Annotated in this window: 26 protein-coding genes, 1 tRNA gene and 1 other RNA gene; 8 read left to right on the top strand and 20 right to left on the bottom strand. The window is 55.1% G+C overall.

The genetic code is table 11. The annotated features are described in order from the left end of the window. Positions 1 to 40: 40 nt before the first annotated feature. The 8 genes from rimP to MIH18_RS15715 form a co-directional block, all read right to left on the bottom strand. Positions 41 to 502, bottom strand: coding sequence for a ribosome maturation factor RimP (gene rimP, locus MIH18_RS15750; RefSeq protein WP_249006380.1), 462 nt, complete (start codon positions 500 to 502; stop codon positions 41 to 43). Between the two features lie 317 nt (positions 503 to 819). Beyond that, positions 820 to 904, bottom strand: a tRNA-Leu gene (locus MIH18_RS15745). Positions 905 to 911: 7 nt separating this feature from the next. Next, a complete protein-coding gene (gene secG / locus MIH18_RS15740; protein ID WP_249006381.1) occupies positions 912 to 1,265 on the bottom strand; it encodes a preprotein translocase subunit SecG in 354 nt (117 codons plus the stop codon). An 18-nt stretch (positions 1,266 to 1,283) separates the two neighbouring features. Next, positions 1,284 to 2,042: a triose-phosphate isomerase gene (gene tpiA, locus MIH18_RS15735; RefSeq protein WP_249006382.1), complete on the bottom strand. Its 759-nt coding sequence runs from the start codon at positions 2,040 to 2,042 to the stop codon at positions 1,284 to 1,286. Positions 2,043 to 2,147: 105 nt separating this feature from the next. Continuing rightward, positions 2,148 to 3,491, bottom strand: coding sequence for a phosphoglucosamine mutase (gene glmM / locus MIH18_RS15730; protein ID WP_249006383.1), 1,344 nt, complete (start codon positions 3,489 to 3,491; stop codon positions 2,148 to 2,150). Further along, positions 3,491 to 4,321 carry a dihydropteroate synthase gene (folP, locus tag MIH18_RS15725; protein ID WP_249006384.1) on the bottom strand — a complete coding sequence of 277 codons (831 nt, stop codon included), beginning with the start codon at positions 4,319 to 4,321 and terminating at the stop codon, positions 3,491 to 3,493. Before folP ends, glmM begins: the two co-directional genes overlap by 1 nt. Positions 4,322 to 4,421: 100 nt before the next feature. Next, the gene (ftsH, locus tag MIH18_RS15720) at positions 4,422 to 6,377 is read right to left on the bottom strand and encodes an ATP-dependent zinc metalloprotease FtsH (protein ID WP_249014631.1); all 1,956 of its coding nucleotides are present in this window, start codon (positions 6,375 to 6,377) and stop codon (positions 4,422 to 4,424) included. Between the two features lie 122 nt (positions 6,378 to 6,499). Next, positions 6,500 to 6,715: a hypothetical protein gene (locus tag MIH18_RS15715; RefSeq protein WP_249012834.1), complete on the bottom strand. Its 216-nt coding sequence runs from the start codon at positions 6,713 to 6,715 to the stop codon at positions 6,500 to 6,502. Positions 6,716 to 6,762: 47 nt separating this feature from the next. Between MIH18_RS15715 and yhbY the strand changes: the two genes are divergently transcribed. After that, positions 6,763 to 7,074 carry a ribosome assembly RNA-binding protein YhbY gene (gene yhbY / locus MIH18_RS15710; protein ID WP_249006385.1) on the top strand — a complete coding sequence of 104 codons (312 nt, stop codon included), beginning with the start codon at positions 6,763 to 6,765 and terminating at the stop codon, positions 7,072 to 7,074. 86 nt (positions 7,075 to 7,160) lie between these two features. Here yhbY and greA read toward each other — a convergent pair whose 3' ends face one another. The 7 genes from greA to grpE all read right to left on the bottom strand — a co-directional run bounded on the left by greA (position 7,161) and on the right by grpE (position 17,016). After that, entirely contained in the window at positions 7,161 to 7,640 is a 480-nt protein-coding gene (gene greA, locus MIH18_RS15705; protein ID WP_249006386.1) for a transcription elongation factor GreA, read from the bottom strand. Between the two features lie 4 nt (positions 7,641 to 7,644). Next, on the bottom strand, positions 7,645 to 10,863 hold the full coding sequence (carB, locus tag MIH18_RS15700; protein WP_249012833.1) for a carbamoyl-phosphate synthase large subunit: 3,219 nt from the start codon (positions 10,861 to 10,863) through the stop codon (positions 7,645 to 7,647). 96 nt (positions 10,864 to 10,959) lie between these two features. Continuing rightward, entirely contained in the window at positions 10,960 to 12,090 is a 1,131-nt protein-coding gene (gene carA, locus MIH18_RS15695) for a glutamine-hydrolyzing carbamoyl-phosphate synthase small subunit (RefSeq protein ID WP_249012832.1), read from the bottom strand. A gap of 227 nt (positions 12,091 to 12,317) precedes the next feature. After that, positions 12,318 to 13,121 (bottom strand): 4-hydroxy-tetrahydrodipicolinate reductase, encoded by an 804-nt coding sequence (gene dapB / locus MIH18_RS15690; protein WP_249012831.1) that lies wholly within the window; start codon positions 13,119 to 13,121, stop codon positions 12,318 to 12,320. A gap of 58 nt (positions 13,122 to 13,179) precedes the next feature. After that, positions 13,180 to 14,307, bottom strand: a complete 1,128-nt coding sequence (gene dnaJ, locus MIH18_RS15685; RefSeq protein WP_249012830.1) for a molecular chaperone DnaJ — start codon at positions 14,305 to 14,307, stop codon at positions 13,180 to 13,182. 83 nt (positions 14,308 to 14,390) lie between these two features. Further along, entirely contained in the window at positions 14,391 to 16,316 is a 1,926-nt protein-coding gene (gene dnaK / locus MIH18_RS15680) for a molecular chaperone DnaK (RefSeq protein WP_249012829.1), read from the bottom strand. A gap of 91 nt (positions 16,317 to 16,407) precedes the next feature. Next, the gene (gene grpE, locus MIH18_RS15675; protein WP_249012828.1) at positions 16,408 to 17,016 is read right to left on the bottom strand and encodes a nucleotide exchange factor GrpE; all 609 of its coding nucleotides are present in this window, start codon (positions 17,014 to 17,016) and stop codon (positions 16,408 to 16,410) included. Between the two features lie 263 nt (positions 17,017 to 17,279). Here grpE and recN point away from each other — a divergent pair, with 263 nt between their 5' ends. Continuing rightward, positions 17,280 to 18,956 (top strand): DNA repair protein RecN, encoded by a 1,677-nt coding sequence (gene recN / locus MIH18_RS15670; protein ID WP_249012827.1) that lies wholly within the window; start codon positions 17,280 to 17,282, stop codon positions 18,954 to 18,956. 115 nt (positions 18,957 to 19,071) lie between these two features. On the opposite strand, the gene fur is transcribed toward recN, so the two are convergent. Beyond that, on the bottom strand, positions 19,072 to 19,482 hold the full coding sequence (fur, locus tag MIH18_RS15665; protein ID WP_249012826.1) for a ferric iron uptake transcriptional regulator: 411 nt from the start codon (positions 19,480 to 19,482) through the stop codon (positions 19,072 to 19,074). A 122-nt stretch (positions 19,483 to 19,604) separates the two neighbouring features. Here fur and MIH18_RS15660 point away from each other — a divergent pair, with 122 nt between their 5' ends. Next, on the top strand, positions 19,605 to 19,931 hold the full coding sequence (locus tag MIH18_RS15660) for an outer membrane protein assembly factor BamE (protein WP_249012825.1): 327 nt from the start codon (positions 19,605 to 19,607) through the stop codon (positions 19,929 to 19,931). 23 nt (positions 19,932 to 19,954) lie between these two features. On the opposite strand, the gene MIH18_RS15655 is transcribed toward MIH18_RS15660, so the two are convergent. The 4 genes from MIH18_RS15655 to MIH18_RS15640 are packed head-to-tail and all read right to left on the bottom strand — an operon-like array spanning position 19,955 to position 22,381. Continuing rightward, positions 19,955 to 20,236, bottom strand: coding sequence for an RnfH family protein (locus MIH18_RS15655; RefSeq protein ID WP_249012824.1), 282 nt, complete (start codon positions 20,234 to 20,236; stop codon positions 19,955 to 19,957). Beyond that, positions 20,233 to 20,676: a type II toxin-antitoxin system RatA family toxin gene (locus MIH18_RS15650; protein WP_249012823.1), complete on the bottom strand. Its 444-nt coding sequence runs from the start codon at positions 20,674 to 20,676 to the stop codon at positions 20,233 to 20,235. Before MIH18_RS15650 ends, MIH18_RS15655 begins: the two co-directional genes overlap by 4 nt. 41 nt (positions 20,677 to 20,717) lie before the next feature. Then, positions 20,718 to 22,202: a sodium-dependent transporter gene (locus MIH18_RS15645; protein ID WP_249012822.1), complete on the bottom strand. Its 1,485-nt coding sequence runs from the start codon at positions 22,200 to 22,202 to the stop codon at positions 20,718 to 20,720. Positions 22,203 to 22,213: 11 nt separating this feature from the next. After that, positions 22,214 to 22,381 carry a hypothetical protein gene (locus MIH18_RS15640; protein WP_249012821.1) on the bottom strand — a complete coding sequence of 56 codons (168 nt, stop codon included), beginning with the start codon at positions 22,379 to 22,381 and terminating at the stop codon, positions 22,214 to 22,216. Between MIH18_RS15640 and smpB the strand changes: the two genes are divergently transcribed. The 5 genes from smpB to ssrA all read left to right on the top strand — a co-directional run bounded on the left by smpB (position 22,380) and on the right by ssrA (position 24,811). Continuing rightward, the gene (gene smpB / locus MIH18_RS15635) at positions 22,380 to 22,859 is read left to right on the top strand and encodes an SsrA-binding protein SmpB (protein ID WP_249006399.1); all 480 of its coding nucleotides are present in this window, start codon (positions 22,380 to 22,382) and stop codon (positions 22,857 to 22,859) included. The genes MIH18_RS15640 and smpB overlap by 2 nt on opposite strands. 46 nt (positions 22,860 to 22,905) lie before the next feature. Then, positions 22,906 to 23,421 carry a wax ester/triacylglycerol synthase family O-acyltransferase gene (locus tag MIH18_RS15630; protein ID WP_249012820.1) on the top strand — a complete coding sequence of 172 codons (516 nt, stop codon included), beginning with the start codon at positions 22,906 to 22,908 and terminating at the stop codon, positions 23,419 to 23,421. Next, entirely contained in the window at positions 23,415 to 24,056 is a 642-nt protein-coding gene (locus MIH18_RS23955) for a WS/DGAT domain-containing protein (RefSeq protein WP_283164735.1), read from the top strand. The genes MIH18_RS15630 and MIH18_RS23955 overlap by 7 nt, the downstream gene beginning before the upstream one ends. Then, positions 24,026 to 24,391, top strand: a complete 366-nt coding sequence (locus MIH18_RS15625; RefSeq protein WP_283164734.1) for a WS/DGAT domain-containing protein — start codon at positions 24,026 to 24,028, stop codon at positions 24,389 to 24,391. The genes MIH18_RS23955 and MIH18_RS15625 overlap by 31 nt, the downstream gene beginning before the upstream one ends. A gap of 57 nt (positions 24,392 to 24,448) precedes the next feature. After that, positions 24,449 to 24,811, top strand: a transfer-messenger RNA (tmRNA) gene (ssrA, locus tag MIH18_RS15620). Positions 24,812 to 24,840 lie beyond the last annotated feature (29 nt).

Raw genomic sequence — 24,840 nt, 5'->3', positions numbered from 1 at the left:
ATAAAAGGTCACTCGAATAGAGTGTTGCTCAAAGAGTGCGTCACTCGAATACCGGAACGATGTTCGCCTTGTCGATACTGTCGAATGGCAACAGATATTCGTGGTCATCAACCACCACAATCACATCGTCGCCTTCAATACCGTTCAGCAAACCCTGAAACTTGCGCCGACCTTCAAACGCCATACGCAAACGGATTTGCACTTTGTGCCCGACGAACGCCTGATACTGAGCCAATTCGAACAGCGGACGATCCATTCCAGGCGATGATACTTCCAGCGTGTATTCGCTCTGTATGGGGTCTTCCACATCCATGACACTGCTGACCTGGCGACTGACTTTTTCGCAATCTTCAATGCCGATGCCTTTTTCGACATCATCAATAAAAAGCCGCAACAATGATTCGTGGCCGCGCGCGCGGAATTCAATACCCCAGTATTCATAGCCGAGGCCTTCAACCACCGGCCGCAGAATGTCTTCCAACTGTTTAATCTTGGCTGACAAGTTACGCCATCTCCGTATTCAGAATTTGCTGACTACAAAAACAAAAAAAGGGCTGTGTATCAGCCCTTTTTATGCACCAGGACCTGATGCGCCAGGCCCCTTTGTCAAACGGCCCACGATATAAAGGCTGTTTGTTGCGAGAACTCGCAAAAAGCACGATTAAACAGCGCCTAATGCTAGCAGACACTTTGCCTGCCGGACGCCAGCCAAACTTCGACTGCACCCAATCTGCGGCGGAGTATAGAGCCGCAGACCTCACTGGTCAAGGACTGACCAAAAAAATGGCCTAGAAAACCAGGCCATTTTTTCACTGCATATGGTGCCCAAGGCCGGACTCGAACCGGCACAGCTTTCGCTACCACCCCCTCAAGATGGCGTGTCTACCAGTTCCACCACTTGGGCAATTCGGTTACTCCAGGCCAGGCAGATCGCTCTGCCCGCCGCCGGTTTCGCTGGCAGGATCTACAGCGGAAGGCTGGGATTCCTGAACCATCGGAATACCAGCTTGACCCGCTACTTCAGCGCGCTGCTTGGCGAAAATCGCCAACGTAAAACTTGTTACAAAAAACGCGATGGCCAAAAAGGTCGTGAAGCGGGTCAAAAAGCTACCACTGCCCTGGCTGCCAAACACGGTCTGCGACGCTCCGCCACCAAAGGCTGCACCGGCGTCAGCGCCCTTGCCCTGCTGGATCAGCACCAGACCCACCAGAGCCACGGCAATAACCACGTGCAGGACAACGATCAAAGTTTCCATCAAATCCATAAAGACGCTCGCAAACCTTTAACAATGGGTATCTGTCGGCAGCGCCTGGCAGATACTGACAAAATCTGTTGTACTCAAAGACGCACCGCCGATCAATCCGCCGTCTATATCCGGCTCAGCGAAAAGTGCGGCTGCATTATCCGCTTTTACGCTGCCGCCGTAAAGCAAAGAAATGGATTCGGCTGGAGCACCCATATTTGCCAGTACGCCACGAATGGCCTTATGCATGGCTTGGGCGTCTTCGCCGGTGGCGGTCTTGCCAGTGCCTATGGCCCAAACAGGCTCATAAGCAACCACAATCTGCCCCCATTGCTCTGGTGTCACTTTGCTCAAACCGTCACGCACCTGGGTGGCAACGACTGTTTCGGCCTGCCCGGCTTCGCGCTGTTCCAGAGTCTCCCCCACGCACACGATGGCGTTCAAGCCTGCATTCAGCAGCTGCTCGGTTTTTACCGCCACCTGCGCATCAGTTTCGCCAAACAGCTGACGTCGCTCGGAGTGGCCCACCAAACCATAACGACAACCGACATCGGCTGCCATAGGTGCGGAGAGCTCGCCGGTGTAGGCGCCCTTTGCCTTCTCACTGACATTTTGCACGCCCACTGCAATTGCGTTGTTAGCAGCCTGAATCACCGCGGAAACATAGAGCGCGGGCGGGAAAACAACCGCCTCAATACCCAATTCGCGCACCTGCTGTGCAACCGGGCCAACCAACTCGTTGACCAGGCTTTGGGACCCGTTCATTTTCCAATTTCCGGCTACAATGCGACGACGCATAACACACCTTTATTCATTCGCAAGCGGCGGGGTGAGTCCGCCGAAAAGAGATGCGAACTATACCCCACACCCCAAGGCCAAACAACTGCTTGCCGCTGACTCTGATCAGGAAATCGAGCTTTCCACCACCTTCGCTAGTTGCCGGGCAATGCGCTCAATCACCTCGGCATCCTGACCTTCTGTCATGACTCGAATTAGTGGCTCGGTGCCAGATGCCCGCAACAACACCCGGCCGTCGCTGCCGAGCTCGGCTTCGGCGCGACTTACAGCGGCCACAATATCTTCGCGCTCAAGTGGGTTGAAGCGCTTGGTCACTCGCACATTGATCATGGTCTGCGGCAGCTTGCACATACCCCGGCGAATTTCAGCCAGGGTTTTACCTGATTTCCAGATAGCGAGCATCACCTGAAGCGCCGACACAATGCCGTCGCCGGTGCTGGTACAGTCACGAATTACCATGTGACCAGAACCTTCGCCACCCAGGAACCAGCCCTTAGCCAACAGCCGCTCCATCACGTAGCGGTCACCCACGTTGACGCGTTCGAACTCAATCCCCAGCTCCTTCAACGCCAACTCAACGCCAAGATTGGTCATCAGGGTACCCACCACACCGCCTTTCAGGCGGCCTTCGGCATGGCGCTGTGAGGCAATCACATACAACAGCTCATCGCCGTCTACTTCGGACCCGTCACGGTCGACCATAAGCACGCGGTCACCGTCGCCATCAAAGGCTATCCCCAGATCGGCTTTTCTGTCTAGAACCGCCTGACTCAGACCTGCAAGGTAGGTTGAGCCCACATTGAGGTTAATATTAAGACCATCGGGTGCTGCGCCAATCACCGATACGTTCGCTCCCAACTCACGAAACACTTTTGGCGCAACGTGATAGGTAGCTCCGTGAGCGCAGTCCAAAACAATGCTCATGCCTTCCAGAGTAAATTCATTGGGCACGGTACTTTTACAAAATTCTATGTAGCGGCCGGGGGCGTCATCAATGCGCGACGCTTTGCCGAGTTCTGCCGAATCACACACCGTCAGCGGTTGTTCCAGCCAGTGCTCGATTTCGGCTTCCAAGGCGTCATCCAGCTTGGTGCCGTCTGCCGAGAAGAATTTGATACCGTTGTCGTAATGAGGATTGTGCGAAGCACTGATCACAATACCGGCCGAAGCGCGGAATGTGCGCGTAAGGTAGGCGATAGCCGGTGTTGGCATAGGGCCCAGCAGCTTTACGTCTACCCCTGCTGCAGCCAGGCCGGCTTCGAGCGCAGATTCAAACATGTAGCCTGACAGCCGGGTGTCTTTGCCGATCATTACGCTGTTACGCTGACCCTCGCGTTTAAACGCCTGGCCTGCAGCCCACCCCAAACGCAACATGAACTCAGGAGTAATAGGGCCCTCACCGACGTGGCCACGAATTCCATCGGTACCAAAATACTGCCTGCCTGACATCACACCGCTCCTTTGATCGCCGCCGCCATTTTAACGACATCTATCGTTTCCCGAACGTCATGCACACGCACAACACTCGCGCCTTTCATGGCACATATTGTCGCGGTAGCAAGGCTTGCCGGCAACCTTTCTTCCACATTGCGACCAGTAATAGCGCCCAACATAGATTTGCGCGACAGCCCCAACAAAAGAGGATACCCCAAAACAGTAAATTGCTCTGCCCGCGCAAGCAGCTGCAAATTATGCTCCAGGCTTTTGCCAAAACCGAAACCCAAATCCAGCATGATTCTTGAAGAATCAATGCCGGCGCCCTGTGCCGCGAGTATTCGCTGTGTCAGAAACAAAATGACCTGTGCGCACACATCCTGATACTGCGGGTTATTCTGCATGGTATCCGGCTCGCCCTGGCTGTGCATCAGGCACACCGGCAAACCGGTGTTTGCGGCAGCCTGTAAGGCGCCTTCGCGGGTTAGCGCTCGCACGTCATTAATCAGCCCGGCACCCAAGGCCGCAGTTTGAGTCATCACCTGCGGCGAACTGGTGTCTACGGAAATCACCACGTCCAGTTCGCCGGCAATGGCCTCTACCACCGGGCACACCCGGTCCAGCTCTTGTTGCAGACTGACAGGCTTGGCACCAGGACGGGTAGACTCGCCGCCCACATCAATAAAACGGGCGCCGTCTTTAACCATTTGGCGGGCATGGGCCAGAGCCTGCTGCGGGCGATCAAACCGACCACCGTCGGAAAACGAATCAGGCGTTACATTCAGCACGCCCATTACGTGACACTGAGCCATGTCCAGCGTGCGCCCGGCAAAATTCATCTTCATTCCAACCTCGGCGAATAATTTGGGGGCCTTACAATGAAAAACGCCGCCCCAAAGCGGGCGGCGTTTTCTACTTCTTCCTAACTAGCGCGTGACAGATCTCTCAGTGCTCTCCGGCCGGGCGGCCAACGCCACCTGGAGAATCGTCGCCGGCTTTGCCATTAACGTTGCCTTCAGTCGAAGGACCTTCTTTGTCTATTGAAGTAGCCTCGCCACCCGAAGAACCACCCCGATCGTCCCAGCCTTTTGGCGTACGGGCAACACGGCCTTCCATGATATCGTCGATCTGGAGCCGATCAATAGTCTCGTACTTCATAAGAGCTTCGGCCATCAAGTCCAGCTTACCGCGATTCTCGACCAATACGTTGCGGGCGGTCTCGTAACAGGTATCAATGATATTACGCACTTCTTCATCGATACGCTGCGCGGTTTCCGGCGAGTACACTGTTTGTTGTTGCCCAGCGGTACGACCCAGGAACGGTTCATCATTCTCACTACCGTACTGCAGCGGGCCCAACTTTTCCGACAGACCCCAGCGGGTCACCATGTTGCGAGCCAGACTGGTCGCCCGCTCAATGTCATTAGAGGCACCGGTGGTGACACCGTCTGCACCCAATGTGAGCTCTTCAGCGATGCGGCCACCAAACAAACTGCTGATCTGGCCATGAAGGAAACGCTTGGAATGGCTATACCTGTCTTCTTCCGGCAAGAACATAGTCACACCCAAAGCACGGCCGCGAGGGATAATACTCACTTTGTACACGGGATCGTGCTCTGGCATCAGGCGCCCGACAATGGCGTGGCCAGATTCATGATACGCGGTGTTCAGTTTCTCTTTTTCGTTCATCACCATGGACTTGCGTTCCGCGCCCATCATGATTTTGTCTTTCGCCAGTTCCAGCTCTTCCATAGACACCAAACGCTTGTTGCGACGGGCTGCGAAGAGCGCTGCCTCGTTCACCAGGTTAGCCAGGTCGGCACCGGAGAAGCCAGGCGTACCACGGGCAATAACGGCAGGATTAATGTCGTCATCCAGCGGCACTTTCTTCATGTGTACCTTCAAGATCTGTTCGCGACCCAGAATGTCTGGCAGGCTCACCATCACCTGACGGTCAAAACGGCCAGGGCGCAGCAATGCAGGGTCTAGAACATCCGGGCGGTTGGTGGCGGCAATCACGATAACGCCTTCGTTGCCTTCAAACCCGTCCATTTCCACCAGTAACTGGTTCAGCGTTTGCTCACGCTCGTCGTGCCCGCCGCCCATGCCGGCGCCACGGTGGCGACCGACCGCATCAATCTCGTCAATAAAGATGATGCACGGGCTTTGCTTCTTGGCCTGCTCGAACATGTCGCGTACACGGGATGCACCCACGCCAACGAACATTTCGACAAAGTCTGAACCGGAGATCGAGAAGAATGGCACCTTGGCCTCACCGGCGATGGCTTTTGCCAGCAAGGTTTTACCCGTGCCCGGAGGACCGATCATCAGAACGCCACGGGGAATCCGGCCGCCCAGGCGCTGGAATCGACTGGGATCACGTAAGAAATCCACCAGTTCTTTTACGTCTTCTTTGGCTTCGTCTACGCCTGCAACATCCGCGAAGGTGTTTTTAATCTGGTCTTCGCTCATCAGGCGGGCTTTGCTCTTACCGAACGACATCGGGCCGCCCTTGCCGCCGGCGCCACCCTGCATCTGCCGCATAAAGAATACGAAAAGCGCAATAATAATCAGAATCGGGAATGCGGCGACCAGCAATTGGGTCCACAGACTCTGGCGCTCGGGTTCTTTGCCGATCACCTCAACGTTGTTGGCCAGTAGGTCGTCCATCAGCTTGTTGTCAGCCACTTGCGGGCGGACCGTCTGGAACTGTGAACCGTCGGGGCGTGTACCCTCAATCTGCAGACCGTCAATCGTGACCTGGTTTACCCGGCCCTGTTGAACCATCTCCACAAACTGGGAGTAGTTGACTTGTTGGCCGCTGGTGGTAGGAGTGAAATTTTGAAACACCATCAGTAGCACTGCGGCTATTACCAGCCATAAAACCAGATTTTTTGCCATATTGTTCAAGGATCACCACCTGTGAATTGCCGGGCTGCGCCATGGCACGCCCTTTTTCGACACCTTACACCATTTCTACGGCCGTTCACCAGAAATGGCCTTGCTGTCACCAAACTTGCCGGTCATTTCTGGCTGCGGGTGCCAGCAACCGAAATACCTGAATTCTTTAAGTGGGGGACTTGATAACGAATTGCAATACCACCACCAAAGGATTCGACTGATTGGAGCAGGTATCGTTCCATTAATGGGCCAAAAAGGCCCGCGCGATAAGTGTTAACGGCAATTTTTCTTGCCGCACTTTCTGCTACAATCCCAACATTATACGTTGACGGCAGCACAACGAGTGCTGACCTTTTGTTAATTGCCGCTATAAAGAGATTGCATCATGAGCCTTTCACCAGAACAGCGCCGGGAATACCGGGCGATCGCCCACAATTTGAAACCGGTCATTATTGTAGGTGATAAGGGCCTGACCGAAAACCTTCAGGAAGAACTGGAGCGGGCATTGAACGACCACGAGCTGATCAAGATAAAAATCGCTAGCCAGGATCGCGAAACACGCCAACAGGCGGTGACCGAACTGTGTGCCGACGCCAAGGCTGAAGTCGTTCAGACCATTGGTAAAATTGCTGTGATTTTGCGCCGCGCCAAGACACCAAACCCCAAGCTGTCCAATTTGTTGCGCCTTAAGCACTGACCAAGGCGCAGGTTGCGCATACAGCAGACACAAAAAAGCCGGTCGGAAATTCCAGACCGGCTTTTTTGTGTAAGTCACATCGCTAATCAGATGTACTCAACCTTCTCAATTTCATATTCCACTGTGCCAGACGGCACGCGAATGGCGACTACATCGCCTCCTCTGCGGCCTACCAGTGCACGGGCAATGGGTGACGACACCGAAATTTTACCGTCTTTAATATCCGCTTCGTCTTCACCAACAATCTGGTATATAACCTGTTTATCGGTGTCCGTATTCAGCAGGTGAACGGTAGTACCAAAAATCACTTTACCGGTGTTTTCGATGGTGGTGACATCAATCACCTGAGCGCCACCGAGCTTACCTTCAATTTCCTGGATCCGGCCTTCAATAAAACTTTGCTGATCACGGGCAGCGTGGTATTCCGCGTTTTCCTTCAGATCGCCGTGTTCACGTGCGGTAGCGATGGAAGCAATGACGCGCGGACGATCTTTCGATTTCAGCTTCTGCAGCTCGGCACGCAGGCGTGCTTCGCCCAACGTGGTCATTGGTACTCTTGCCGACATAATTTTATTTTCCTGAGTGCAAATCCTGAAGGCGGCGAACCGTACGCTCCGGACCAAACTTGATGGCCCGGCAGAAGGCTTCGCCACCTGCCAGGGTGGTGGTGTAACTGATCTTAGCCTGCAACGCGGACTGGCGGATCTGGGACGAATCCGACACCGCTTTACGGCCGTCAGTGGTGTTGATCACGAGTTGAACTTTGCCATTTTTAATGGCATCCACAATGTGCGGGCGACCCTCATGAACCTTGTTCACTAACCCTGCTTCAACACCCGCTTTGCGCAGGGCGGCGGCAGTGCCGGTGGTGGCAATTATCTTGAAGCCGCATTCGACCAACGAACGCGCTACACGTTCAGCGCCGTGCTTATCGACATCGCGCAACGACATGAAAGCGACACCCTGAGATGGCAGACGCTCGCCGGCAGCCAGTACGGCTTTGCCGAAGGCTTCGTCAAAGCTGTCGCCGATGCCCATCACCTCGCCAGTAGACTTCATTTCCGGCCCGAGAATCGGATCAACCGCAGGGAACTTGTTGAACGGGAACACCGACTCTTTCACCGAGTAATGCGCCGGTATAATTTCTTGGGTAAAGCCTTGCTCCGCCAGCGATGTGCCGGCCATAACCCGCGCGGCCACTTTGGCCAAGGACACGCCGATGGCCTTGGACACAAACGGCACGGTACGCGAGGCACGGGGGTTCACTTCAATGACGTAGATTTCACCGTCTTGCCAGGCTAACTGCACGTTCATCAGACCGACCACATTTAGCGCCAGCGCCATCTGTTTGACCGCGTCGCGCATGGCGTTCTGAACATCAGCGGGCAAGCTGTATGGCGGCAGTGAGCAAGCAGAATCACCGGAATGAATACCGGCCTGTTCTATGTGCTGCATGATACCGCCAATGACCACGTCTTTGCCGTCGCAAATAGCGTCTATATCTACCTCTATCGCGGCGTTCAGGAAGTGGTCCAGCAATACCGGGCTGTCGTTAGATACCAGCACCGCGTTGCGCATGTATCGCTCCAGTTCGTCTTCGCCATACACGATTTCCATGGCGCGGCCACCCAGCACGTAAGACGGGCGGACCACTAGCGGGTAACCAATCTTGCGAGCGGCGACAATGCCTTCTTGATGGCTGCGCACGGTGGCGTTCTCGGGCTGCTTCAGACCCAGTTCAGTGATCAGCTTCTGAAACCGCTCACGGTCTTCGGCGCAATCAATGGCGTCCGGGCTGGTGCCAATAATGGGCACACCAGCGGCTTCGAGGCCGCGGGCCAGCTTCAACGGGGTTTGACCACCGTACTGCACAATCACACCTTTGGGTTTTTCAACGTGGATAATTTCCAGCACGTCTTCCAGGGTGATCGGCTCAAAATACAGGCGGTCAGAGGTATCGTAATCGGTCGACACGGTTTCCGGGTTGCAGTTGATCATGATGGTTTCATAGCCATCTTCACGCATCGCCAGGGCCGCATGTACGCAGCAGTAATCAAACTCGATGCCCTGACCAATACGGTTGGGACCGCCACCAATGACCACGATCTTTTCACGGTCAGTCGGGTTCGACTCGCATTCTTCTTCATAGCTGGAATACATGTAGGCGGTGTCTGAGGCAAATTCCGCAGCACAGGTGTCTACACGCTTATACACGGGACGAATGCCCAGCCCGTGGCGCATAGCGCGGAAGGCGTCTTCTTTCACGCCCATCAGCTTCGCCAGGCGCGCGTCGGAGAACCCCTTACGCTTCAAGCGAAACAGGGTAGCGTGGTCCAGCTCGGCCCTGCCAGACGCCTGCAGCGCCTTCTCTTCTTTAATCAAGTCTTCAATCTGCACCAGGTACCAGGGATCTACGTGGGTCTGGCGAAAGATATCCGCCACACTCTGTCCCGCGCGGAAGGCATCACCGATGTACCAGATGCGCTCGGCACCGGGCACATTCAGCTCGCGGGTCAACGTTTGCCGGCTTTCTTCACTGTCAAATTCCGGCAGCATTTCGTCAAAGCCGTCAGAGCCTACTTCAAGGCCGCGCAAAGCTTTCTGCAACGATTCCTGGAAGGTACGGCCAATGGCCATCACCTCACCCACCGATTTCATCTGGGTGGTCAGGCGGGCGTCAGCCTGGGGGAATTTTTCAAAGGTGAACCGTGGAATCTTGGTCACCACGTAATCGATGCTGGGCTCGAACGAAGCGGGGGTAATGCCGCCGGTAATGTCGTTCTTCAACTCGTCCAGGGTGTAACCGATCGCCAGCTTGGCCGCCACTTTCGCAATGGGAAAGCCGGTGGCCTTAGACGCCAGCGCCGAGGAACGCGACACCCGCGGATTCATCTCGATCACCACCATGCGACCGGTATCCGGATGAATGCCAAACTGCACGTTGGAGCCGCCCGTTTCCACACCGATTTCACGCAAAACCGCCAGCGAGGCGTTACGCATGATTTGGTATTCTTTGTCGGTCAGGGTTTGCGCCGGTGCCACGGTGATAGAGTCGCCGGTGTGCACGCCCATGGCGTCGAAGTTTTCAATGGCACACACGATAATGCAGTTATCGTTTTTGTCACGCACCACTTCCATTTCGTATTCTTTCCAGCCGATCAGCGATTCGTCGATCAGCAGTTCGTTGGTGGGCGACAGATCCAGCCCGCGAATGCAGATTTCTTCGAATTCATCACGGTTGTACGCAATGCCGCCGCCGGAGCCGCCCATAGTAAACGAAGGCCGAATAATGCACGGAAAACCCACCTTGTCGGCAATGCGGTGGGCTTCTTCCAGATTGTGAGCAATGTCGGCACGGGGGCATTCAAGGCCAATGGATTTCATAGCCTTGTCAAAACGACTGCGGTCTTCAGCTTTGTCGATGGTATCGGCGTTGGCACCGATCATTTCAACGCCGTATTTAGCCAGTACGCCGTGCTTTTCCAGATCCAGCGCACAGTTCAACGCGGTTTGCCCGCCCATGGTCGGCAGCAAGGCATCGGGCTTTTCTTTTTCGATAATCTTGGCAACTGTCGACCAGATAATCGGCTCGATGTAGGTGGCATCGGCCATGGCCGGGTCGGTCATGATGGTTGCCGGGTTGGAGTTAACCAGTATCACCCGGTAGCCCTCCTCGCGCAGAGCCTTACAGGCCTGGGCGCCGGAATAGTCGAATTCGCACGCCTGCCCGATCACGATGGGGCCGGCTCCCAGGATCAGGATGCTTTTAATGTCGGTACGTTTTGGCATGTCTTGGTCAACCTGTCAGCAACTTTAATTTCTTGCAGCGCGGTGCGCAGCGCCTGTTTTACGCGAGGCCATTGGCCGGCCTCGCTTGCCTACACTTTAAGCGCGCCGGGCTTTCATCGAGCGGACAAACTCGTCAAACAGTGGCGCAACATCGTGGGGGCCAGGGCTGGCTTCCGGGTGGCCCTGAAAGCTAAACGCGGCTTTATCTGTGCGGCGCAAACCTTGCAGAGTGCCATCAAACAACGACTTGTGAGTAGCCTCCAGATTCGCCGGCAAGCTGGCCTCGTCTACGGCAAAACCGTGATTCTGGCTAGTGATCATCACTGTGCCGTCAGCCAGGCACTGCACCGGATGGTTGGCACCGTGATGCCCGTGGTTCATCTTCATGGTTTTAGCACCACTAGCCAAGGCCAGAAGCTGGTGACCCAGGCAGATACCAAACACCGGCAGGTCGGCTTCCAAAATATCCCGAATCGCTTTTATGGCGTAATCGCAGGGCTCAGGATCACCAGGGCCATTGGACAGGAACACGCCGTCCGGATTCATCGCCAACACCTCGGCTGCGGGTGTTTGTGCCGGCACAACGGTGATGTCGCAACCGCGCGATGCCAGCATGCGCAGGATGTTCAGTTTAATACCGTAATCGTAAGCCACGATTTTAAAGCGCGGGCTGTCCTGCTGGCCGTAACCGCTGACCAGGTCCCACTCAGTTTCTGTCCAGTGGCTAACCTCTTTCGAGCTGACGTCTTTCGCCAGGTCCATTCCTTTCAAACCTGGGAAGGCTTTTGCTAATTCCAGAGCGCGTTCGGCGGTAGCGCTTTCGCCGGCGACGACAGCGCCACTCTGGGAGCCTTTATCGCGCAGAATTCGAGTGAGGCGACGGGTGTCAATATCGGCAATGCCCACAATATTGTTGTCGCGCAAATAGCCATCCAGGCTCTGTGTGCTGCGCCAGTTGCTGGCTGCCAGTGGCAGGTCACGGATGATCAGGGCTGCAGCGTGTATGCGATCTGATTCCACGTCTTCCGGATTTACGCCTGTGTTCCCAATGTGCGGATACGTAAGTGTGACCAGCTGGCGAGCGTAGGAAGGATCGGTCAGTATTTCCTGATAGCCGGTCATGGCGGTGTTAAACACCACTTCGCCGCTGGTTTCGCCGTCAACGCCAATAGCGGTGCCGTAAAACAGGCTGCCGTCTGCGAGTGCAAGGATTGCGGGTGTGCTCAAGGCTTCTATCCTCATCGAGTGGCGTCATGTTCGTCATGAACGGGAGCGTAGGCGCAAATTCAGGTCGCAAAAAAGCGAGAGGGAGTTATAGCTCCGTCCCGCTGTTTTGTCCTACGGGAACAAAAGAGATTTCCCGTGGCGCTGTAAAAGCTACGCTTGATGCAGTTAAAGCGCCCTATTGTAGAAAATGGGGCGCTTTTTGTCCACGAAGAATCCACCCAATGGCGTTATTGCTTCAATTCCAACACATCCTGCATGTCGTACAAGCCGGCCGGCTTGTCTTTCAGCCACAGTGCGGCACGCATGGCGCCTTTGGCAAACGTCATACGGCTGCTGGCTTTGTGGGTGATTTCAATGCGCTCGCCTTCGGTGGCAAACAGCACGGTGTGGTCACCCACAACGTCGCCCGCGCGAATGGTTTCAAAGCCGATTTCTTTGCGGGTGCGTTCGCCGGTAAAGCCTTCACGGCCGTAAACAGCGCATTCTTTCAAGTTGCGACCCAGTGCACCGGCAACCACTTCGCCCATGCGCAGCGCCGTGCCGGAGGGCGCGTCTTTCTTGTGACGGTGGTGGGCTTCGATGATTTCAACGTCGTAGTCGTCACCCAGCGCGGCCGCCGCAGTGCGCAGCAAGTTCAGCACCACGTTCACGCCCACACTCATGTTAGGGGCAAACACCACCGGCACGTTTTCGGCCACTTGTGCCAGCTGCTGCTTTTCAGCGTCAGACAATCCGGTAGTGCCAATCACGTGGGACTTACCGTTAGCCTGGCAGAAGCGGGCATTTTCCAGGGTTAGATCCGGAAAGGTGAAGTCGATCAGCACGTCGAAATCATCTTTCACGTCCACCAGGCTGCCGGCCATGGCGACACCGGTTTTTCCGATGCCGGTCATGTCGCCGGCGTCGGCACCGATCAGACTATTGCCGGGCTCAACAATAGCCGCGCCCAGTTGCAGGCCATCGGTACCGTCAACGGCTTCGATCAGTACTTTCCCCATGCGCCCCGCGGCGCCGATGATGGCTACCTTCATCTATAAACCCTCAGTGCTTGCATCTATGGAAGTCCTCAGTACTCGCCTCTGCGCACCTTCAGAACTTGGTTTCGTCGAAGAAGCTCTTCACACCTCTAAACCACGATGTTTTTTTCGGGCCGTGCTGGTCGCCGTCATCGCTGTCGAGGGTATCCTGAAACTCGTGCAACAGTTCTTTCTGGCGTTTGGTCAGGCGTACCGGGGTTTCGATGGTCACCCGACAGAGCAAGTCGCCAGCACCGCCACCACGCACAGGTGCCACGCCTTTGTTGCGCAAACGGAACAGCTTTCCGGTTTGGGTCTCGGCAGGTATTTTCAGCTTCACGCGGCCATCCAGCGTTGGCACTTCCAGCTCACCACCCAAAGCGGCATCAACAATGCTGATGGGCACTTCACAATACAGGTTACGACCGTCGCGGGTGAAGATGGCGTGCTCGCGCACGGCCATTTGCACATACAGGTCGCCAGGAGGGCCGCCCTCTATGCCCATTTCGCCTTCACCAGACAAACGGATGCGGTCGCCGGTATCCACGCCGGGAGGCACTTTAACCGATAGGGTCTTCTCTTCTTTCACCCGGCCCTGGCCATGGCACTTGCTGCACGGATTCTTGATAACCTTACCCGCGCCACGACAGGTAGGACACGCTTGCTGCACGGTGAAAAAACCCTGCTGCATACGCACCTGACCCATACCTTTACAGGTACCACAGGCTTCAGGGCGCGAGCCTTTCTCGGCACCACTGCCATCACAGGTTTCGCATTCACGATGGCCAGGAATGGTGATTTTAACCGTTCTGCCTTTAACGGCTTCTTCCAGGTCCAGTTCCAGAGTATAGCGTAGATCAGAGCCGCGGGTGCTGCGGCCACGGCCACCACCGCCTCCAAAAATATCGCCAAATACGTCGCCAAAAATATCCGAGAAATTCCCGTTACCGCCACCAAAGCCACCGCCACCCTGGCCGTCAACGCCGGCATGACCAAACTGGTCGTAGGCCGCACGTTTGTTGGCGTCTGCGAGTATTTCGTAGGCCTCGCTGGCTTCTTTGAATTTGTTGTCGGCGTCTTTATCGTCCGGGTTGCGGTCCGGGTGATATTTCATTGCAAGCTTGCGATACGCCCGCTTTACTTCTTTGTCGTCCGCGTCCCGGCTTACGCCGAGAGTCTCGTAATAGTCGCGCTTGGCCATGCTTCAAATCCCGTGGTTATAACGAGGAAAACGCGGGAGCGACCCGCGTTTTCCAACTACTGGCAAAAATCTAGGTCAATCGATTAACGCTTATCGTCGTCCTTCACTTCTTCGAACTCAGCGTCAACAGCGTCATCAGCGGTGTTCGACTGGGCCTTTTCCTGCCCTTCCGCCGGCTGACCCTGCTCCGCCTGATCGGCGTACATCTTCTTGGCCAATTCGCCGGAAACTTCTGTCAGCTTCTCGGTCTTAGCCTGGATGTCGTCCTTATCAGAACCTTTCAGCGCTTCTTCAAGTTCAGTCACAGACGCTTCAATCGACTCTTTCTCGCTGTCGCTGACTTTATCGCCGGCGTCCTTCAAGGTTTTACGCACCGCGTGAACCATGGCATCGCCCTGGTTGCGGACCTGAACCAGCTCTTCAAACTTGCGGTCTTCGTCAGCGTTGGCTTCGGCGTCACGGACCATCTTTTCGATTTCTTCATCGTTCAGGCCGGAAGAGGCTTTGATCACGATGGACTGCTCTTTACCGGTCGCCTTGTCTTTAGCAGACACGTTCAGAATGCCGTTGGCGTCGATGTCGAACGTTACTTCGATTTGCGGCACGCCGCGCGGTGCAGGCGGAATGTCAGCCAAATCGAAACGGCCTAGTGACTTATTCTGCGTGGCCTGCTTGCGCTCACCCTGAACCACGTGAATGGTTACCGCTGTTTGACTGTCGTCTGCTGTCGAGAAAGTCTGCGACTTCTTGGTCGGAATCGTGGTGTTTTTGTCGATCAGCGAGGTAGCCACACCACCCATGGTTTCGATACCCAGGCTCAGCGGGGTAACGTCCAGCAGCAGTACGTCTTTCACATCGCCAGACAATACGGCGGCCTGAATGGCGGCGCCCATAGCAACAGCTTCGTCCGGGTTAACGTCTTTGCGAGCTTCTTTGCCGAAGAACTCTTTTACTTTTTCCTGCACCAGCGGCATACGGGTCTGGCCGCCTACCAGGATAACTTCGTCGATCTGATCGATGCTCAGACCAGAGTCTTTCAAGGCGACTTTACACGGCTCAAGAGTACGCTGTACCAGGTCTTCCACCAGGGATTCCAGCTTGGCGCGGGTCAGCTTCACGTTCATGTGTTTGGGGCCGCTGGCATCAGCGGTAATGTACGGCAAGTTCACGTCGGTCTGCTGGCTGCTGGAAAGCTCGATTTTAGCTTTCTCGCCGGCTTCTTTAAGGCGCTGCATGGCCAATGAATCGCCGCGCAGATCAATACCGCTGTCTTTCTTGAACTGGCCGGCCAGGAATTCGATGATTTTCATATCGAAATCTTCACCGCCCAGGAAGGTGTCGCCGTTGGTGGCCAACACTTCAAACTGATGCTCGCCGTCTACATCGGCAATTTCGATGATTGACAGGTCAAACGTACCGCCGCCCAGGTCGTAAACAGCGATGGTGCGGTCGCCGCCTTTCTTGTCCATACCGTAAGCCAGAGCTGCCGCGGTCGGCTCGTTGATAATACGCTTAACGTCGAGACCGGCAATTTTTCCTGCATCTTTGGTCGCCTGGCGTTGGCTGTCGTTAAAATACGCAGGAACGGTAATAACGGCTTCAGTCACTTTCTCGCCCAAATAATCTTCGGCGGTTTTCTTCATTTTCTTCAAAATTTCCGCAGAAATCTGCGGCGGAGCCATTTTCTGGCCTTTTACATCGACCCAAGCATCGCCGTTGTCGGCCTTGGCAATTTTATAAGGCACCATCTTGATGTCTTTTTGCACAACATCGTCTTCGAACCGACGGCCGATCAAACGCTTGATCGCATAAAGGGTGTTGTACGGGTTGGTAACAGCCTGACGCTTGGCAGACTGACCCACCAGAATTTCGCCGTCTTCGGTGTAGGCAACGATTGACGGCGTAGTGCGGTCGCCCTCAGAGTTTTCAATAACCTTAACCTTGCCACCGTCCATAACGGCAACGCAGGAGTTGGTTGTACCTAAGTCAATACCGATAATCTTGCTCATTGAGTCACTCCAAATCTTTCTGAATGCTGGGGCCGGAGGATCGCTCCGGACTGTTCTGGTTAAAGGCTATATTGGCGCTTTAAGCTATTTTTCAAGCCTGCTCATCAATTTTTGGTGCATCCTGGGGCTTGGCCACCATCACCATGGCCGGGCGCACAACCCTGCCATTCAACAAATAGCCTTTCTGCATAACCGCAACCACGCTGTTGGGCTCGGCGGTGGGCGCTGGCACCATAGACATCGCCTCGTGGTATTGCGGATCAAACGGCTCGCCTACAGGATTCAGGCGCTCGACGTTAAACTTCTTGAGGCCAGACAAGAACATGTCGAGGGTAAGCTCTACGCCCTGGCGAATAGACGCCACCAAGTCGCCAGAAGATTCGTGGCCTTCGGTGCTTTCAACCGCTTTTTCCAGACTGTCTACCACCGGCAGCAGTTCCTTGACGAACTTTTCTACCGCAAATTTGTGGGCTTTTTCGACGTCGTTTTCGGCGCGACGGCGCACGTTCTGCATTTCTGCCTGCGAACGCAGCACCTGTTCCTGAAACTCCTGGACCTTTGCCTGCAGTGCTTCAAGGTCAGCGGATGGCGAGCTTTCTGGTGCCGCTTCGGCTGTTTCTGCGTTTTCTTCTGCGGCATTGTCTACAGCTTGTTGCAGTTCGTCTGCAAATTGCTCGTTGCGTTTTTCGTCAGTGCTCATGACTACTCCTGGTGAATAAAACACGACCGGTATGACCACGGCCTACTATCTATATTCGAATACCCGCCATAACGGCCGGAACAAGATGTTTGCAAGTCGATATGGGGCCCCGCAACGCAGTTTCAACCGATGCGCGACGCATTTTTCAACAAAGTTGACACCACAGAGTTTGCAACAATCAACAAGCCTGTATATATTCACAGGTACTGTATGAAAAAACAGTATTCAGACACAAAGCATATAGATAGAGCGGAGGTTTCGGCATGCTCACACAGCTAACGGTTTCCAATTACGCCATCGCGGAACGGGTGGAACTGCACTTCCATAAAGGAATGACCGCCCTTACCGGGGAAACCGGAGCCGGCAAATCGATTGTGCTGGATGCGCTTGGCCTTGCCATGGGCGGGCGCGCAGACGCCGGCGCCGTGCGTTATGGCGCGAAGCGGGCTGACATTACCGCCACCTTCGATATTTCAGCTATTACAGCTGCACGCAGCTGGCTGGAACAGCAAGAGCTGGACGATCATAACGACTGCATCTTACGCCGCGCCATCAGCCGCGATGGCCGCTCCCGCGCCTACATCAACGGCCAACCCTGCCCGCTAAGCCACCTGAAAGAACTGGGCGGCCTGCTGATGGACATTCACAGCCAGCACCAACATCAATCCTTACTGCGCAAGGATACCCACCGCACCTTGCTGGATGAATACGCCGGGGCCGATGAACTGGCCGGGCAAACCCGTCAAGCCTGGAGCGGGTGGAATAAAACCCGGCAGAAAATGGTCGAGCGCCAGAACAACGCCGATGAAACCGAGGCCCGACTGCAACTGTTGCGCTATCAGGTAGAAGAGCTTGACCGCTTGGGCCTGCAAGAAGGCGAGCAGCCGCAACTGGAACAGCAACAACAGGAGTTGAGCCAGGCTGACATCATTTTGCACCACAGCAATCAGGCAGCTTTACTGTGCTCGGAAGACGACACCAGCGCTGCCGCACTGGTGCGTCAGGCGCTTCAGCAACTTGAGCAGCTGCCAACGGAAATTCCAGCACTGGCCGACACCCTGCAAATGCTGAACGAAGCGCAGATACAAATCAGCGAAGCCGGCGACAACCTGCGCCGCTTTGTTGATGATTACGAAGCGGATCCGCAACGCCTGGCAGAAATAGAAGATCGCTTGAGTGCGATTTATCAGATGGCGCGCAAACATCGCATCATGCCCGAACAACTGTTCGAACTGCAGCAGCGGCTGAACGGCGAGCTGGCCGATCTGGACGGCGGCGCCGGCAGCCTGGAACAACTTCAGACCGAACTGGACGAGCAACTACTGGAATACAACGCGTTGGCCGACAAACTGACACAGTTACGCCAGCAAGCAGCGGTGAGTCTAGACATTCGCGTAGCGGCAGAGCTGGCCCAACTAAGCATGCCCAATGTGCAATTCGTTACGCAGCTGGCAGACAACCGTGATGAGCCAGCGAATCATGGCCACGAAGACATCGAATTTCTGGTCAGCGCCAACCCGGGACAGCCGGCGCGGCCACTGGCGAAAGTTGCATCCGGCGGCGAACTGTCGCGGATCAGTCTGGCCATTCAAGTGGTGGTAGCGCAAACCTCTACTACTCCGACATTGGTGTTCGACGAAGTAGACGTAGGGATTGGCGGTGGCACCGCCGAAGTCGTGGGCAAACTGCTGCGGGCACTCGGCGAAAACGGTCAGGTGTTATGTGTTACCCACTTGCCGCAGGTAGCAGCCCAGTGCCATCAGCATCTGTTCGTTAGTAAGTTCACAGAACAGGAAGCAACTTTCTCGAAAATCGAAACCTTGGACGATCAGGGCCGGATCAGCGAAGTGGCCCGCATGCTGGGCGGCGTAGATATGACAGAACAGACCATTGCCCACGCCAAAGAAATGTACGGCAAGGGACAGGCAACCCATCACTAGCAGCATTCCCCCTCTCTACTATCTACCCTTCACTCTCCACTCCGAGAGCTTTCGGGGCGGGCCAGAAGCCCGCCCCTTTTTTTACGCCCGGGGAAATGCTTGAGCGTGAGTTGGCTTATGGCTTGATGGGCTTTACGTAAAGCGTCAGGCTGTGATCGACAATCTCATAACCGTGCTCGGCCGCAATGATTCGCTGTCGATCTTCAATCACCTGATCAAAAAACTCGATGACCTTTCCGGTTTCAGTACATACGATATGGTCATGGTGGTCTTCGCTGGCCATTTCGAATACCGCGTGGCCGCCTTCAAAGTTGTGCCGCAGCACCAGACCCGCCGATTCGAATTGGGTCAACACCCGGTAAACGGTCGCCAGCCCTACGTCATCACCCTGCTCCAGAAGCTTCTTGTAAACATCTTCTGCGCTCATGTGATGCTGCGTGGCGCTTTCAAGAATACCGAAGATTTTTACCCGCGGAAGAGTAACCTTCAGACCGACTTTTCGTAATTCGGCGTTTTCAGATGGCATATTACTATTCACTCGTTGGTGTGCCTTGCGGCTTCCGGTATGATGGAGCCGTCATTTTAGGATCAACCCGTGCTACATCTGCCAATGGCAGACATTTTCAAGATAGAGGATTTCCCCCGGCGATGCAAAAGCTCATAGCTCTTATTCTCACTCTTTTTCTGGCTGGCTGTGCCTTTCCCGGCGTTTACAAAATCAACGTCCAACAAGGCAATATTGTCACCAATAAAGAGCTGAGCGCGCTGACGGAAGGCATGCCCCGCAGCCAGCTTCACGCGGTGATGGGCACACCGCTGATGCTCAATCCGGTAGACACATCCAGGGAATATTACGTTTACACGTTCCAGCGTGCAGGCGGAGAGGTCAAAGAACAGCGCATTATCGTGTATTACGATGATGACCAATTCTCCCACTACGAAGCACAATTACTGGAAGAGACGCCCGCCTACTAAGGCTTCGCTCGCGCTATAAGCGCCTACTGCTTTTTAGCTCTGTTCAATCGCGCTTGCTTGGGGTCAATCATTAGCGGGCGGTACAGCTCTATGCGGTCGCCCACCTGTACCTTATGCTGACCTGGTTGTTTTACTGCCTTACCAAAAATACCCATGTCAGTGTTGTCAGGATCCAGCCCAGGGAACCGCTCACAGATAGACGACGCTTTGACTGCGTCCAACATGCTGGCGCCCTCAGGAACATCCACCGTTACAATTTCCTGCCGTTCAGGCAACGCGTAAGCCACTTCTACCCGAATGCTCACGAGCTTTTTCCATAAACGACATCTGCCCGCCGGCAAAATGCGTCTACCATTGTATTTGCCGCCTGATTGAAAATAGGCCCAAAGGTCATCCGCGCCAAAGATCCGGAAAATTCAAACTCCAGAGTCAGAATCACCTTGCAGGCATTGTCTTGTAGCGGCTTGAAGTGCCAGCGCCCGCTAAGATTGCTAAAAGGCCCGTCCACCAACTGCATCTCGATGGCTTCGGGCATCAAAAGCTGGTTGCGCGTCGTAAGAACATGGCTCAAACCGCCTTTGGCAATTTCCATCGAAGCAGTAACATGCTGCTCATCTTGCTGCTGCACACTGGCGCTGCGGCACCACGGCAGAAATTCCGGATAACGGGCTACGTCGTTAACCAGGTGAAACATGCGCTCGGCGGAATGCCACACTAACGCGGTTTTATCAATCTGATGAGCCATTGGGTAAAACGGTCCTATCTAATAAAAGAGTGATCCTGGTTCTAACTCGAGGATAAACGTGCTTCTGGAAGCCTTTGCGGGGCCGGAGCCACTTCTGCCTGGGCATTGCCTTCGCACCAGAAAGTACGACTATCGCCATCGCACCACTGGCTTAGCGAAAACACCGTGTATTGCAGGCCAATGTACAAAACCACCAGCGGCAACACCCAACGCATCACCCGGTACCAGCCATCAAACAACCAACCGGGCGTGTTGCCCAGAATTTTTTGCAATAAACGGCGGGTAAGGCACCAGCCAGCAAACAACGACACCATCACCCCAACAACCGGTATAAAAACGCCACCAGAGATCAATTCCAACCAGCGAAACAGGGTTGCGCCTGCGGGCCGATAACTGCTCCATATATTCAGTGAGTACAGCGACAGCAGGCCCAACAGCCAACAGGAAACCAGAACCAGCAAGGTCGCTTTGCCCCGCGACAGATCCGTGCACTCCCGCAGCCAGCCAATCACCGGCTCCATCAGCGCCAGCGCACTTGCCCAAATCACCATCACCAGCATCAAAAATAACAGGGCAATAACCACCTGACTGGCAGGCAGCTGACCCAGCGCCGCAGGAAGGGCTACAAACAAAAGGCCAAAACCCCTGTTGGCTTGATTGCCATCGACATCCACTACCACCGCAAATAGCGCCAGGCCAGCCAACACGGCAACCAGCGTATCCAGCAAAACCACGGCCAGAACTGAGCGTTTCAAACGCGTATGTGGAGAGCTATAAGCACCGAAAATGGCCCACACACCCACACCCAAACCAAGGGTAAAAAAGGCATGAAACAGCGCGGCTCTTACGCTGCCCATGGTGACATCTTGAGGATGTAGCGCCAGCATACGTTCTATAGCGGCACCCGCTTCACCGAAATAAACCGCAAATCCGACAAACCCTACCAGCAAAATCAGAGTGGCCGGCACAAGCAGGCAAAACGCCCGCTCCAGGCCGCGAACCACCCCGCGCATAGATACACCGGCCACCAGCAACAGAAAGAAAACGTGCCAGGCCATGAACACCGGGTATCGTTGCGGGTCAGAAACCAGGCGTGACAACATGCCTGCCGCATGGGCGGCCGTATTACCGGTAAAGTCCCCACTGGCGCCAAAAAACACCCAGGCAAGCGCAATAGCGCCAAATACAGCAGTGTAAGACAACACCAAAAATGCCGCCAGAACACTCAAATAAGCCAGCCATACCCAATTGCGGGAGCGCTTGGCAGTGAGCACGAAGTTGTCCATCGCCCGAACCATTCCATGACGGCTATAGCGGCCAAACGACGTTTCGGTAATAGCCAGTGGTAGAGTGATTAACAACAGGCAGGCCAAGTAAAGCAGGATAAAAAGCCCGCCGCCGTGGCGACTGGCCAGATAGGGAAATTGCCAAAAGTTGGCCAATCCCACAGTAGCGCCCGTCGCCGCCCAGAAAAACGTGGACTTGCGCGTAAACGATCCCATCTGTGTCTGAAGATGCGGTGGCATGAACAATCCAGTCAAAAATGATCGCTTATTGTAGCCGATACCGGTTGTGGCGCACGACCTGTTGCCAGCAGGCGGGTGAATTCGTGACCGGTCTGGCACTCCTGAGCTACAATAACCGCTTTGCCGGACCAGCAATCGCCAGCCCGGTACATTCGTGCGACGTCGGATAAGGGATTCATGAGCAAGAAAAAACCTGGTACTCCAAGCAGTACCATCGCGCTGAACAAAAAAGCCAAACACGAATACCACATCGAGGACCGCTTTGAGGCCGGTCTTTCCCTGCTGGGCTGGGAAGTGAAGTCCATGCGCGCAGGCAAAACACAGCTAACTGACTCTTACGTGCTGCTGAAAGACGGCGAAGCCTGGCTATTGGGGACCCATATTACGCCGCTGACCACTGCGTCTACCCACGTAATTGCAGATCCCACTCGAACTCGAAAACTGCTATTGCACGCCAAGGAAATCGCTAAAATTGTGGATTCGGTCGGGCAAGAAGGCCATACCTGCATACCACTGGCGCTTTACTGGAAAAAGAACAAAGTGAAATGCGAGATCGCGCTGGTAAAAGGCAAAAAGCTGTTCGACAAGCGCGCCACCGAAAAAGAACGGGATTGGAACCGCCAGAAACAACGGGTGCTGCGCGAGGCTAATATCTGAGATGGCGCTCTAAATAACGCCGGCCCCTGGCCTAGAAGGAAGGCTCATGAGCAAGATTACGCAAACCCCCATGTCAGGTGTCGACCTTTCCTGGCTGCGCATGGACACGCCGGAAAACCCGATAATGATTTCATCGGTGCTGATCTTTGACACGCCCATTGCCATCGCCGACCTGAAGCGGGTGCTGAACGAGCGTTTTCTGAAATTTCGTCGCTTTCGCCAGCGTGTTGTGGAAAAAAGCGGCAAAGCATACTGGCAAGATGACGCGCTGTTTAACCTGGATAACCACGTGCACCGCCGCGCCCTGCCCGGCAACGCCGACAAAGCCGAACTTCAGGCTCTGGTGAGTGATCTGAACAGCAGCACCATAGATTTTCGCCGGCCGCTGTGGCAAATCGATTACGTCGACAACTACCAGGGCGGCTGCGCAGTGATCATGCGCATTCATCACTGCATTGCTGATGGCATATCCCTGGTGCGGGTACTGCTTTCACTCACCGACTCAACACCGCAGCCTGGCTTGCCAAAACCGCGGCCAGCCAGGCCTAAAAAGCCGTGTTAAAGCCCCTGAACCGCTGGATGCACAAGGCTGTCAGCAGCGCCCAGGTAGCTGGCCAGCAAGCGGGCATTCTGTTCCAGTCACTGCGATCAGAACCCGGCTACGCTTTGCGCCTGATTGGCACCGCCGGTGATATCACCCTCGACTTGCTGAAGCTGGGCTTGATGCCCTTTGATCCAAAAACCGGCCTGCGCCAACCCCTGTGCGGTCGCAAACAGGTCGCCTGGGCCGAAGCCCTGAACCTGAATGACGTCAAGCGCTGTGCCAAAGCCATGGGCGGTACCATAAACGATACGCTGCTGTGCGCTGCGACCGGCGCCATTCGCCGCCACCTGCTGGAAAGCAAAGAGGCAATTCCCGAGTGCGGAATCCGCGTAGCCGTGCCTTTTAATCTGCGACCACTGGACCAGCCTATTTCCGTGCTGGGCAATCAGTTTGGCTTGATGCTGGTTAGCCTGCCCATAGAAATTGACACCCCAAAGGCACGCTTTCAGCAGATTCAAAATAATATGGACGAGCTCAAACGGTCGTACCAGGCTCAGGTAACCTACAGCCTGCTGGACCTGTTTGGTCGCGGCCCGGACATTCTGGAACGCCGGGCCTCGCAATGCTCAGCAACAAGGCCTCGGCCGTACTGACCAACGTGCCCGGCCCACGGGAAGCGATCTACCTGGCCGGCAGCAAACTACGCCAACCCATGTTCTGGGTACCCCAAAGTGGCAGCATTGGCATCGGCATGAGCATGAGCATGAGCATGAGCATGAGCATATTCAGCTACGCCGGTAGCGTGCAGTTCGGTATTACCGTAGACAAGGGCATACAGGCCTGCCCCAACGCCATCATGGGCTACTTCCACGACAGCTTTTATGAGCTAGCCGCAGCGGCCGGTATCAAGCTGGAACCGCCCGCAAAAACACCCGCTGCAAAGGCACAAGCCAAGCCCCTCCGGCGCAAACGCAAGCAACCGGCTTAAATTCTCTGGTACACAGCCCTTGAAGTTAGCAGGAGCACCCACATATACTGTCGGTAAGGGGACGACATGGCTTCGACGCTGGTGGCGAACCCTTGGGTGCATGTCGAGATGGCAGCCAATCTCGTTAATCCAAAGCTGCACTTTAATAGTCGCAAACGACGAAAACTACTCACTAGCAGCGTAAGCTGCTAGTCGTCCTGACTGAGTCGCCCGTAGCTCAGAGCTACATTTCAGGACGTCATCGCTTACGGGATGCTTCGTTATCCAGAGTTCACTGGCTAACGACTAAGATCTAAAGAACTCGCCTCCTACGCCCTGGCCTTCGGGTAGTCTGAGGTTAAATCAGTAGAGGGACACAAGCATGTAGATCCTAAGGCACAGTGCTGGCGGACGCGGGTTCAATTCCCGCCGTCTCCACCAACCAAACCGAATTAAGCCCCTAATTTTAG

The organism is Marinobacter sp. M3C (assembly GCF_023311895.1).
Lineage (GTDB): Bacteria > Pseudomonadota > Gammaproteobacteria > Pseudomonadales > Oleiphilaceae > Marinobacter.
The sequence above is the reverse complement of the archived record's forward strand: the minus strand, read 5'-3'. Positions and strand labels throughout refer to the sequence as shown.

Excerpts from the sequence above, each read along its gene's own strand:
- secG (WP_249006381.1), bottom strand. The coding sequence starts at position 1,265 with ATGGATTTGATGGAAACTTTGATCGTTGTCCTGCACGTGGTTATTGCC.
- tpiA (WP_249006382.1), bottom strand. The coding sequence starts at position 2,042 with ATGCGTCGTCGCATTGTAGCCGGAAATTGGAAAATGAACGGGTCCCAA.
- glmM (WP_249006383.1), bottom strand. The coding sequence starts at position 3,491 with ATGTCAGGCAGGCAGTATTTTGGTACCGATGGAATTCGTGGCCACGTC.
- folP (WP_249006384.1), bottom strand. The coding sequence starts at position 4,321 with ATGAAGATGAATTTTGCCGGGCGCACGCTGGACATGGCTCAGTGTCAC.
- ftsH (WP_249014631.1), bottom strand. The coding sequence starts at position 6,377 with ATGGCAAAAAATCTGGTTTTATGGCTGGTAATAGCCGCAGTGCTACTG.
- yhbY (WP_249006385.1), top strand. The coding sequence starts at position 6,763 with ATGAGCCTTTCACCAGAACAGCGCCGGGAATACCGGGCGATCGCCCAC.
- greA (WP_249006386.1), bottom strand. The coding sequence starts at position 7,640 with ATGTCGGCAAGAGTACCAATGACCACGTTGGGCGAAGCACGCCTGCGT.
- carB (WP_249012833.1), bottom strand. The coding sequence starts at position 10,863 with ATGCCAAAACGTACCGACATTAAAAGCATCCTGATCCTGGGAGCCGGC.
- dapB (WP_249012831.1), bottom strand. The coding sequence starts at position 13,121 with ATGAAGGTAGCCATCATCGGCGCCGCGGGGCGCATGGGGAAAGTACTG.
- dnaJ (WP_249012830.1), bottom strand. The coding sequence starts at position 14,307 with ATGGCCAAGCGCGACTATTACGAGACTCTCGGCGTAAGCCGGGACGCG.
- dnaK (WP_249012829.1), bottom strand. The coding sequence starts at position 16,316 with ATGAGCAAGATTATCGGTATTGACTTAGGTACAACCAACTCCTGCGTT.
- grpE (WP_249012828.1), bottom strand. The coding sequence starts at position 17,016 with ATGAGCACTGACGAAAAACGCAACGAGCAATTTGCAGACGAACTGCAA.
- recN (WP_249012827.1), top strand. The coding sequence starts at position 17,280 with ATGCTCACACAGCTAACGGTTTCCAATTACGCCATCGCGGAACGGGTG.
- fur (WP_249012826.1), bottom strand. The coding sequence starts at position 19,482 with ATGCCATCTGAAAACGCCGAATTACGAAAAGTCGGTCTGAAGGTTACT.
- MIH18_RS15660 (WP_249012825.1), top strand. The coding sequence starts at position 19,605 with ATGCAAAAGCTCATAGCTCTTATTCTCACTCTTTTTCTGGCTGGCTGT.
- MIH18_RS15650 (WP_249012823.1), bottom strand. The coding sequence starts at position 20,676 with ATGGCTCATCAGATTGATAAAACCGCGTTAGTGTGGCATTCCGCCGAG.
- MIH18_RS15645 (WP_249012822.1), bottom strand. The coding sequence starts at position 22,202 with ATGCCACCGCATCTTCAGACACAGATGGGATCGTTTACGCGCAAGTCC.
- smpB (WP_249006399.1), top strand. The coding sequence starts at position 22,380 with ATGAGCAAGAAAAAACCTGGTACTCCAAGCAGTACCATCGCGCTGAAC.
- MIH18_RS15640 (WP_249012821.1), bottom strand. The coding sequence starts at position 22,381 with ATGAATCCCTTATCCGACGTCGCACGAATGTACCGGGCTGGCGATTGC.
- MIH18_RS15630 (WP_249012820.1), top strand. The coding sequence starts at position 22,906 with ATGAGCAAGATTACGCAAACCCCCATGTCAGGTGTCGACCTTTCCTGG.
- MIH18_RS15625 (WP_283164734.1), top strand. The coding sequence starts at position 24,026 with ATGCTCAGCAACAAGGCCTCGGCCGTACTGACCAACGTGCCCGGCCCA.